The 10,450-nt window shown below is 62.1% G+C and carries 7 protein-coding genes; 5 read left to right on the top strand and 2 right to left on the bottom strand.

Annotated elements, in window-relative coordinates; all coding sequences use genetic code 11:
- Nucleotides 1-592: 592 nt before the first annotated feature.
- On the bottom strand, nucleotides 593-2,659 hold the full coding sequence (gene treS, locus BK665_RS18280) for a maltose alpha-D-glucosyltransferase (protein ID WP_123407882.1): 2,067 nt from the start codon (nucleotides 2,657-2,659) through the stop codon (nucleotides 593-595).
- Nucleotides 2,660-2,889: 230 nt separating this feature from the next.
- Between treS and BK665_RS18275 the strand changes: the two genes are divergently transcribed.
- Nucleotides 2,890-3,567 (top strand): class I SAM-dependent methyltransferase, encoded by a 678-nt coding sequence (locus tag BK665_RS18275; RefSeq protein WP_123407880.1) that lies wholly within the window; start codon nucleotides 2,890-2,892, stop codon nucleotides 3,565-3,567.
- Here BK665_RS18275 and BK665_RS18270 read toward each other — a convergent pair.
- The gene (locus BK665_RS18270) at nucleotides 3,485-4,864 is read right to left on the bottom strand and encodes an LLM class flavin-dependent oxidoreductase (RefSeq protein ID WP_123407878.1); all 1,380 of its coding nucleotides are present in this window, start codon (nucleotides 4,862-4,864) and stop codon (nucleotides 3,485-3,487) included. The two genes, BK665_RS18275 and BK665_RS18270, sit on opposite strands and share 83 nt — an antisense overlap.
- 324 nt (nucleotides 4,865-5,188) lie before the next feature.
- Between BK665_RS18270 and BK665_RS18265 the strand changes: the two genes are divergently transcribed.
- The 4 genes from BK665_RS18265 (at nucleotide 5,189) to BK665_RS18250 (ending at nucleotide 10,433) form a co-directional block, all read left to right on the top strand.
- On the top strand, nucleotides 5,189-6,106 hold the full coding sequence (locus BK665_RS18265; RefSeq protein WP_123407876.1) for an ABC transporter substrate-binding protein: 918 nt from the start codon (nucleotides 5,189-5,191) through the stop codon (nucleotides 6,104-6,106).
- A complete protein-coding gene (locus BK665_RS18260; RefSeq protein WP_123407874.1) occupies nucleotides 6,106-7,254 on the top strand; it encodes a phosphotransferase enzyme family protein in 1,149 nt (382 codons plus the stop codon). Before BK665_RS18265 ends, BK665_RS18260 begins: the two co-directional genes overlap by 1 nt.
- Nucleotides 7,251-8,123: a sulfurtransferase gene (locus BK665_RS18255; protein ID WP_123407873.1), complete on the top strand. Its 873-nt coding sequence runs from the start codon at nucleotides 7,251-7,253 to the stop codon at nucleotides 8,121-8,123. The genes BK665_RS18260 and BK665_RS18255 overlap by 4 nt, the downstream gene beginning before the upstream one ends.
- A 120-nt stretch (nucleotides 8,124-8,243) precedes the next feature.
- Nucleotides 8,244-10,433 (top strand): TonB-dependent siderophore receptor, encoded by a 2,190-nt coding sequence (locus tag BK665_RS18250; RefSeq protein WP_123407871.1) that lies wholly within the window; start codon nucleotides 8,244-8,246, stop codon nucleotides 10,431-10,433.
- Nucleotides 10,434-10,450: the final 17 nt, after the last annotated feature.

The raw sequence follows: 10,450 nt of genomic DNA, 5'->3' as shown, positions 1-10,450 counted from the left end.
CTACCGTCCATGACTACATTATTTTTGTGTGTGGCTGGGACGCTCATCGTCTCGCCGTCGCCTGGCACTGCGTGCCGGGTCGGTCATTCGGAATCAGGGGGATGGTGCGGCGCGTGTTCGCGGGCTCACGTCGTTGACGAACGAAGTGGTGCACAGGGGATTTGCGGAGGGTGGGTTGACGATAAACGCCGCACTGCTTGAATCGACGAATGCATACCGCATGACCAATTGAAACCTCGCCTTTCGTGTGAGGGTCAACGATGGGGAACGGCCTGCGCAGGGGTGACAGCGCTTGGGTGGACCCGATCGGCTGCGATTGCCGGGTCTGTGGACACATGGCAATCCTTTGGCGCCGGACTTTTGGCCCGGTGCGCCGCCGGATAATAACCATGGTTTTTGGCACTGAAGCAAACAAAAAGTAACAAATATGAAAAACTTTTTTTAGACATTTGCTTCAATAACGCAGCGATTTCGAACGGGCCGAGCGCATGGCATGGTGCTTGCTCTAGTAGACACAATGGAAAAAATCGACCTCCACCCACCCCGTCGAGGTCGCCAAGCCATTGGCCACCTCGCTGACCCGGCCAAAGCCCTAGATCATCGGCGAACTGCTCACCACCCGCAGCGCCAACCCTTCATAGGCATCCAGGGTAATGGTGAACTCGCCCTCGGGCGTGAGATCACCTTCCACCCGCTCATTGATGATGTCGACCACCGGCCCCGGCGCGATGTTGGGCAGGTGCAGGGTTTCGGTGATGGGGGTCGAGCCGAAGTTCAGCGCGGTGATTTGCGTGCCTTTGCCGGCCGGCAATTCGTGGACCATGATCAGCAGCCCCGGATGCTCGACGTCCGGCACCAGGATCTGGCGACTGGCGGCGATATCGTAGGCGCGGCGCGCCGCCAGGATTCTCTTCAGTTGCGAGGCGAACGAGTCCGGGTCTTTCAATTGGCTGGGCAAGCTGCCGTACAGGGTTTTCGGACGCGGCATCTGGCCTTCCGACAGCAACGCATCCGGGTTGAGATCCACCAGATCGTAGGCGCCACGATGAATCCAGCGTGTGTCGCCATCGCCCATCAAATGCTCGACCTGCTCAGCGGGCAATGGCAACGCGCCCACCAGGTCCCACCCGGACAACGCAAAAACGCCGGGCTGCATGGCGTTGTACATCACCAACAGTAAATGAATCTGCCGGATCTGCTGGATATCCGCCGGGGTGATCGCCTCGAGGTCGCGAATCCCCAGGGCCGCCGTGATGATGCTCGCGGTGGTGCAGGACACACCGTTGGTGACGAATTTCAGGTTATAGGGCGCGTGCTCCCCGGCCAGGCGTTCGTACATCTGCTCGCGAATGTGCTCACGCAGGATGTTGCCGGGGAAGGTCTGGCCCTGGTAGAGGAAGGTGTCGTGGGCGTGCAGGGTCCAGAAATGCACCAGCTCCAGGGTCAATTCGTCGTGGTTCTGCAGGGCGTGAATCAGCGAGCCCGGATCAATGCCGAGGTTGTGCATCTGGCGCAGCATCAGGCGCAGGAATTCGGTGTCGCCCATCAGCAAGGCGTGCTGGTAGGCGGGACGGGTGATGAAGTCATAAGAGAGGTCGGCGCCGCCGTGGGACATGGCGGCAATGTCGTCGACGGTCAGGTTGAGCTCCTGGAAACTGAAGCCACCGGCCTTGCGAATCGCGCCGGCCAGCAACTGGTTGCCGGTGATCGACAGCGGATGACTTTCCGACCACGCGGTGCCATCGAGCTTGCGCTCCACGCCAAGGAATCCGTTGGCGTCCAGGCGCAGGATCTTCGCGCCCATGACGTCGATGGCATGCAGGGCATCACCGATGATCATCTGCTGTGCGGCGAAGGTCGGGTCCAGCCAGTTCAACGACGGCTGCCCTTCCTTGAAGTAATGCAGGTACACCCAGCGCCGTGGCTTGCCGTCGACCCCCATCACAATCGGCGTCGCGCTCCAGTCGGTTTCCTTGATACCGGGTTCGAAGAAGATCACCCGTTGCAACTGGCCGACGATGTAGTGTTTGTCACGCAGGATGTCGACCTGCGCTGGGCTGAGGTTCTGTGCGTCGCGGCCCTCGGCCACGTCGGGTAGCAGTGGCCAGTCTTCCTCGCGGATTTCCACCATGTGGTAGAGGCCGGGATAGTCCTCGTAGGCCATCTCGGCCAGGCGAAAATCCGCGCCCTTGCCGGTGTGCGACGGGATCACGTCGTCGATGATCACCGCGTTGTGCGCGGCGGCCATGCGCACCAAGGCCTGAAGTTGCGCTTCGGTGCCCAGTTGCGGATCGATCTCGAAGCTGATGCGGTCGAAATTGCCGTCAATGGTCGGCGTGTGCTTCGTGCCCGACAGGCCCCCGGATCTTTTCAGCGGGCCGTTGTGAATGCCCTGGATGCCGATTCTCGATAAGGCGTGCCACAGGGTTTCGTCCCCCAGGGCTTCCAGCACCGTGCCGTTTTCCCGGGTGACAATGGACGCGGGATACGCGGTGAACCACACCGACGCCAGGGCCGAGGCATCACGGGGCCGAGTGTGTGCAAAAGGCTGCTGCCACAATCTCCCCTGCCCCGAGTAGAGCTTGGCCCGCTGCCGTGCCGCGTGCAGCATCGATTGTTCAACCAGCCAATCCACATGATTTTTTTCAGCCATCGTCATAAATCAATCACCTGTTGCCCTGAATTCATCGATCCCGGCTACTTGCACCGACCGCACCGCTCGTTTTCATATGAGGGCTTGAAGTGGCATTCGTTGCATTGGATCGGGCAGGCAGGCCCGTTATGTCGGCAGGAGCGTCCAGCAATGGCGCGCCATGGTCGAGCGCGGCGCATGAGATAAAAACGCCTCTGCCATACTGGGCTGACTAACCCGCAACCCCGGAGCTCCAAATGCCCGCCTCCGAATCGAGCCTCCTGCAAAGTTGGCACCACAACGCTGCTGCCTGGATCGAAGCGATCCGCAGCGCCAGCATCGAAAGCCGTCAGCAGGTCACCGATCAGGCGATTTTGCTGGCGGTGCTCAGTCGCCAGCCCGAACGTGTGCTCGACCTCGGCTGTGGCGAAGGTTGGTTGTTACGGGCGCTGGCCGACCGGGGCATCAACGTCGTCGGCGTGGATGGCGATGCCTCACTGGTGGAAGCAGCGCGGGCGGCGGGTTCTTCAGCGGTGCATGTCGCGAGTTACGAAGCGCTGGTCGAGACGCAGGTCGACATCGGCAGCGGCTACGACCTGATCTGCGCCAATTTCGCCCTGCTGCATCAGGACATCATCCCGCTGCTCGCCGCGATGAACGCCCTGCTCGCCCCTGGCGGAGCGCTGGTTATCCAAACCTTGCATCCGTGGACTGCGGCGGCGGGCGATTATCAGGATGGCTGGCGCGAAGAGACCTTCGCCGGGTTCAAGGGCCAATGGCAGCCCATGCCCTGGTATTTCCGCACCTTGTCCAGTTGGCTCAATGCCCTGGACATGGCGGGTTTTCAACTGGTCAGCCTGCAAGAGCCGCAACACCCGCAGAGTCCGGTGCCGCAGTCGTTGCTTTTAATGACCGCGCCGCGCTGTAGCGGTTGACCGGCACCGGCAAGCCCAGGTGACCGCGCAACGTACTGTGGCTGTATTCGCTGCGGAACAGGCCGCGCTCGCGCAGCAGCGGCAGGACTTCGTTGGTGAAGCGCGCAAACTCCCCCGGCGCACCGACGCGGATGTTGAAACCATCGACCGCCCCTTCGACAAACCAACGCTCGATCTCGTCGGCGACGGTTTTTGGCGAGCCGACAAAATTGGAAAACGGCGCAGCGAAACGCAGGGCTGCCTGGCGCAGGGTCAACCCTTGATCACGGGCGACGTGCTTGATGTGTTCGGCATGCCCGCGATAACCATTGCTGCCCAGGTCGCCCAGATCCGGGAAGGGTTCGTCGAGCGGGTACTGGGTAAAGTCGTGATAGTTGAACGGCCGCCCCAGGTGCACCAGGGCTTTGTGCAGATCCAGCTCGCCGTTGCGCTCGCGATCAATGGCCTGGGCCTCTTCGTCAGTGTCGGCAATGATTGGCGCGATGCCCGGCAGGATGGTGACGTGATCGGGGTTGCGCCCGGCGGCGGCGGTACGTTGTTTGATGTCGGCGTAGTAGGCGCGGGCATCGTCGAAATTATCCACGCCGGCGAAGATGCCTTCGGCAAAGTGGGCTGCCAGATTACGCCCGGATTCGGAAATCCCGGCCTGGAAAATCACCGGTTGACCTTGGGGCGAACGCGCAATGTTCAGCGGTCCGGTGACCGAAAAGAACTCGCCCTGGTGATCGAGGCGATGCTGGCGTTGGGGGTCGAGAAACACCCCGCTCTGCTTGTCCCGCACAAAGGCGTCGTCTTCGTAGGAATCCCACAACCCTTGCACCACTTGCAGGTGTTCGCCGGCCCGGCGATAGCGCTCGGTGTGATCAATGTGTTGCTCGCGCCCGAAGTTGCCGGCGGCACCCTCAAGCCCGGTAGTCACCACGTTCCAGCCCGCCCGGCCACCGCTGATCAGGTCCAGCGAGGCGAACTGCCGGGCCACGTTGAACGGTTCGGTATAGGACGTCGTCAGCGTGGCGACCAGACCGATCTTCGACGTCGCCCCCGCGACGGCGGACAACAGCGTCAGGGGTTCCAGGCGGTTGAGATAATGCGGGGCCGATTCCGGGGTGATGTAGGGGCTGTCGACGATGAAAATCAGATCAAACTTCGCCGCTTCGGCCTGTTGCGCCTGCTGGCGATACCAGTCGATATCGACGCTCGCATCACCGGGAATTTCCGGGTGCAGCCATTCATTCTGGGCCGTACCGACGCCGGTCAGAATCGCGCCGAATTTGAGTTGTCGTGGTGAAGTGGACATCTGGATATTCCCCCGGAGATGGCAGCACGGCTGGCCTTTGAACCACGACCTTATGCGCTGGAAAAACGCTTGTGAAATGCTTTGTTGATCTATCCTAATTATTAAAAACAATGATTACGAACAACTTTAATATTCTATCCATGCATATAAAACCCACGAACAAAACCAGCCCTCCTCTGCAATAGCAGCCTTCGCACCGCGTGTTCCAGGTATATCCATAGTGAAAAACGATATTGGTATAGACCAGATTGCTCCCTTATAAATCGCCGCAATCAAACACAGTGCCTGGCGTCATCACGGGGCGTCGGGCTGGAGTCGATAGCGATGGTTTCTGTAAGGGTAATGCTGGAGTACTTTCACCCCTGGCCGAATTCGGCGGGTTTGTATCTGGCTCGCGAACGGGGCTGGTACGAAGAGGCCGGGCTGGATGTCGAGTTGGTGGTGCACGACCCATGGCGCGGTGACACCCTCGATCACCTGTTGGCCGGCGCCGTGGATTTCGGCGTTTTCCCCAGCAACCGCTTGCTGGTCCGTCGGGCCCTGGGGCAACCGCTTCGAGGGGTGGCGGCGATCAACCATCGGGGGCTGGAATCGATCCAGACGCTTACTGACTCAGGCATACAGCGACCACGGGATCTGGCGGGCCGGCGCCTGGCGCTCAACCCCACCCCGCGTGGCCTGGCCATGGTCCGGCATCTGGTGCGGGTCGATGGCGGCGATCCCGATGCGCTGATTCTGGTAGACAGCGGCACCCGTGAATTGCGTCCCGAGCAACTGGCCGCCGGCATCGCCGATGCCAGTTTTGGTGGCTACTGGGCCTGGGAAGCGCTGATGTCCAGCCCGGTGGAAGCCGAGCGGCGCGTCGTCTGGCCGGTCGATGACCTGGGGGCGCCGGCCTATCACAGCTACCTGCTGGGCGCCCATGAGCGAACCCTGGAAACCCAACCCGAACTGACCCGCGCCTTCCTCGCCGCCACTGCCCGGGGTTACCTGGCGGCTGCGGCCGATCCCGCCAGCGCCCTGCAAGCCTATGAAACGGCCACCCCCTATTTCCCTCGGGAACTGCTGGCCGCGTCGCTGCAAAGCATCGCGCCCACCTGGTTGCACGAAGGCGCCTGGGGCCGGCAACGGGATGAATTGCTCGAACCTTATGCTCAGTGGTTGCAGGACAACGGCGTGCTCGACGATGCCCAAGCCTGGCGTCAGGCAACCAGCAATGCATACCTGCCGGAGACAGTCTGATGGCGGCACTCAACGCCCTGAAGTCCCACGGCCTGAGCCTCGATCCGGTGGCTGCCGACTGGCCGGCCCTGCAAACCCGCGACGTCGAACAACTGTTGCTCGGCTACCCGCAACTCGGGGCGCCGCTGAGCCTCGACTGGCATAGCCCGCGGCCCTTTTCGGCGGCCAGCCTGGTGCAGACCGATGCCGCCACGCTGTTTATCAAACGCCACCATCAGCGCGTCCGGACACCCGCGTGGCTGAGCGAGGAACATCGGTTCATGGCGCATTTGCGTCAGCGTGGTATGCCGGTGAGCCAGGTGCTGGCCGACCGTAACGGCGCAACGGCGGTGGCCTTGGGTGAATGGACGTACGAGGTGCATGCCTTGGCCGAAGGCCAGGACCTGTATCGCGATGCTCTATCCTGGACGCCATTTTTCAGTCAGCAGCAGGCTTGGTCCGCCGGTGCGTCCCTGGCCCGATTGCACCTCGCCGCCGAGGACTATCAGGCCGCCCCGCGCCAGACCCCGGTGCTGGTGGCGAACTTCAAGTTTTGCTCCGGACAGGACCTCGGTGCCAGTCTGCAAACGGCCATCGAGCGGGACCCGGCGCTGACCGACTACTTCAACCAGCACGACTGGCGCGAAGAATGGCTGCCATTGCTGCTGCCGTGGCAGCGGCAATTACAGCCACTTCTGGCTCGGCAGCCCGACTTGTGGACCCATAACGACTGGCACGGCTCCAACCTGCTCTGGGATTCAACCGCCGACGACGCGCAGGTCAGTTGCGTGCTGGACTTCGGTCTGGCAGACCGCACCTTCGCCCTCTTCGACCTGGCCACCGCCATCGAGCGCAACGGCATTCCCTGGCTGGAACTGGACAGCGGCGGCAGTGCCCCGCCGGCGCTGGATGACATCGACGCCTTGCTGGAGGGCTATGCCAGCGTCAAACCTTTGTCCTCGGCTGATCTGCTGACACTGGCGGCCCTGCTGCCCTTGGTCCACGTGGATTTTGCCCTGTCCGAAATCGCCTATTTCCAGGGAGTCGTGGGTTCAGTCGCCAGTGCCGATGTGGCGTACCACGCTTACTTGCTCGGGCATACGCGTTGGTTTTCTACAGTCCAGGGCGAGCGCTTAATCGACCACCTGAAGCGGAGTGCCGGGTCATGACCTCGATACTGATCAGCCCGCAGGCGTTGGCCCATCGCCTGGGCGATCCCGACCTGAGAATCGTCGATGCCAGTGTCGAGTTGCCGGCACCGCGTTTCGATCAGGACTATCGCGCAACCAGTGGCCGTGAAGGCTGGTTGCACCATCACATCCCCGGTGCGCTGCATGCCGATCTGCTGGAGGATCTGGCCGACCCTCAGGCGTCGCTCAGCTTTGCCCTGCCCCGGGCCGACCGGCTCGCCAACGCCTTGGCCCGGCTGGGCATCGGTGCCGACAGTCCTGTGGTGATTTATGACCGTGCCGATGGCTTTTGGGCTGCGCGACTGTGGTGGATGCTGCGCAGCGTCGGGCTTGAGGCGCAGGTGCTGGATGGCGGTTTCAATGCCTGGCGAGCGGCGGGTCTGCCTCTGGGTCAGGGCGAAGAGATACCCTTGCCTGCAGCCGAACTGACGTTGCAGCAACGTCCGGGATTCTGGGTTGATCGTCAAGGCGTGCAGGCGGTGCTGGCTGGCGAGCGTCCGGGAGTGCTGATTTGCGCCTTGTCCGAGGCGTTGTTCAGCGGCGCTGCCCCGAGCCGCTACACCCGACGCGGGCACATTCCCGGCAGCCTCAATCTGCCGGCGCGCAACCTGCTGGACGCCCAGGGTCGCTACCTGCCCAAGGAGCAACTCGAGCAACAGTTGGGTGTTGAATTGATCACTACGCAAGATCCGCTGGTGCTCTATTGCGGCGGCGGCATTTCGGCCGCTGCGGTGGCCCTGGCGCTGACAGTGGTCGGACGGAACACCATCCTCTTGTATGATGGCTCGCTTCAAGAGTGGGCCGCGGATTCGAACTTGCCAATGACCACCGGAGCAACTCCGGCCTGACGCCCTCAGGGCACACATCGCTTTTTCCTGTCTTAACAGCACGGCTCTTTCCCGGAGCGCGCCTGGGTCCCTGTGCCCGGGGTCCGCCTGGCCCGGGATCGCAATCGTCGAGGAGTATTCATGGATATGCTTTACCGGACGCCCCGCCAGGGAGCGCCCGCCCCACGGTTCACGCTCAATCTTCTGACCCTGGGCTTGCTGCTGGCCAATACCGTGCATACGGCGCAGGCCGCCGATACCGAACTGCCGGCGGTGACCGTGACCGGCGAAGACACCTCGGGCTATCAAGTCAGCAGCGCTTCGGTGGGCGGTTTTGACGCCGCGCCGTTGCTCGACACACCGGCATCGATTTCGGTGATCAGCGACGCCTTGATCAAGGATCAGCAGGCGCGCCTGCTCAGCGAAGTGCTGAAGAACGACGCCTCGGTGGGTGAAAGCTACGCGCCGGTCGGCTACTACGAAAACTTCGTCGTGCGCGGCTTCTCGTTGAACTCCGCCAGCAGCTACAAGATTAATGGCCGTACCATCACCGGCGAGCAGAATGTCGGCCTGGAAAACAAGCAGCAGGTGGAATTGCTCAAGGGCCTTTCCGGTTTGCAGAGCGGCGTCAGCGAGCCTGGCGGACTGGTCAACTACGTGACCAAGCGCCCGGCCAATGTGCGTTCGGTCACGGTTTCCACGGATGATCGCGGCAGCGGTTACCTGGCCACGGACGTGGGGGGATTCTTCGGCAGCGAGCAGCAATTCGGTCTGCGCGCCAACGTCGCCCATGAAGATTTGCATTCCTATGTCGAACACACCAACGGCCAACGGGATTTCGCCTCCCTGGCATTCGATTGGAACATCAGCCCCGATGCCCTGCTGCAACTGGATGTCGAGTACCAGACCAAGGAGCAGCGTTCGGCGCCGGGTTACCAATTGCTCGGCGGCACCAGCCTGCCGCACCATGCTTCGCCGAAACAATTGTTGGCCCACCAGAGCGGTTCGAAACCCGTCACCAACGACGCCCTGAACCTCAACGGCAATTTCGAATACCGTTTCAGCGACACCTGGAAAGGCAACCTCAGCGCTTCCCGCAGCCGTGTGGTGATCGATGACTACAGCTCGTTCGCCTGGGGTTGCTACGGCTCGGCCAGTTGCGCCGGCGCCGCCGTGCCGAACTATTTCAGCCCGGAAGGCGACTACGACATTTACGACTTCCGCAGCCCGGACGATACCCGCCGCAATGACGAGGTGCAGGCCACACTCAGCGGCAACTTCAACACCGGCAGCCTGGGGCATGAACTCACCGTGGGGACCAGCGCGTTCCGCCGCGTGGTGGATCAACGGGAACCCATCAACGTGATGATCGGCAGCGCCAATATCGACAGCGAACCCGCCGATTTCCCGCGCTACGACGGGCCACTCAACGACTCTTACCGACGCCTGGACAGCCGCCAATACGGGCTGTTCTTCAATGACCGCATCAGCTTCAACGAGCAGTGGCAAACCGTGCTCGGCGGGCGCGAAGTGCGTCTGGATGAAGAGACTTTCGACAGCCAGGGCGACACCACCCGCCACACCCAGCGCTATGTGTTCCTGCCCCAGGCAGCGCTGATCTACAAACCGGTGCAGAACCTTTCGTTGTACACCCGCTACAGCAAGGGCCTGTCCCTGGGCGGCGAAGCGGCGTGGTTCACCACCAACGCCTTTGAAATCCTCGCGCCCACCGTGTCGCGGCAGATCGAGGCCGGCATCAAGTACGACTGGCAACGCATCAGCCTCGCCGCTGCGCTGTTCCAGATCCGCCAGGCGTACCAGTATTCACGGCCAAATGAGGATGGCACCTTCACGTTTACCCAACAGGGCGAACAGAAAAACACCGGGCTGGAGCTGTCGGCCAATGGTTGGGTCAGTGAGCGTTTGCAGATTTCCGCCAGCGTCGCGGCGATCCGGGCCAGGGTCAGCGACAGCGGCACCCCAGCCTATGAAGGTCATCAGGCGATCAATGTGCCGACCCTGCGCGCCAGTCTCTCCGGCGACTACGCCCTGCCCTGGTTCGACGGCCTGGCCCTGCTCGGTGGCGTGCAGTACAGCGGCAGCAAATACGCCAACCGTCAGGGCGAGGTGCAGACCGGCGCCTACGCCATTTTCAATGTCGGTAGCCGCTACAGCACCCGCATCGACGGCTACGACACGGTGTTTCGCCTGACCGTCGACAACCTGTTCGACAAACGTTACTGGCGTGACGCCGGTGAATACCTGGGCGATGGCTACCTGTTCCAGGGCGCGCCACTGACGGCGCGGTTGAGTGCCTCGATCAATTTCTGATAGCTCCCCTTATCGTT

Origin of the sequence: Pseudomonas frederiksbergensis, assembly GCF_003732665.1 — a bacterium.
Taxonomy (GTDB): domain Bacteria; phylum Pseudomonadota; class Gammaproteobacteria; order Pseudomonadales; family Pseudomonadaceae; genus Aquipseudomonas; species Aquipseudomonas frederiksbergensis_G.
The sequence above is the reverse complement of the archived record's forward strand: the minus strand, read 5'-3'. Positions and strand labels throughout refer to the sequence as shown.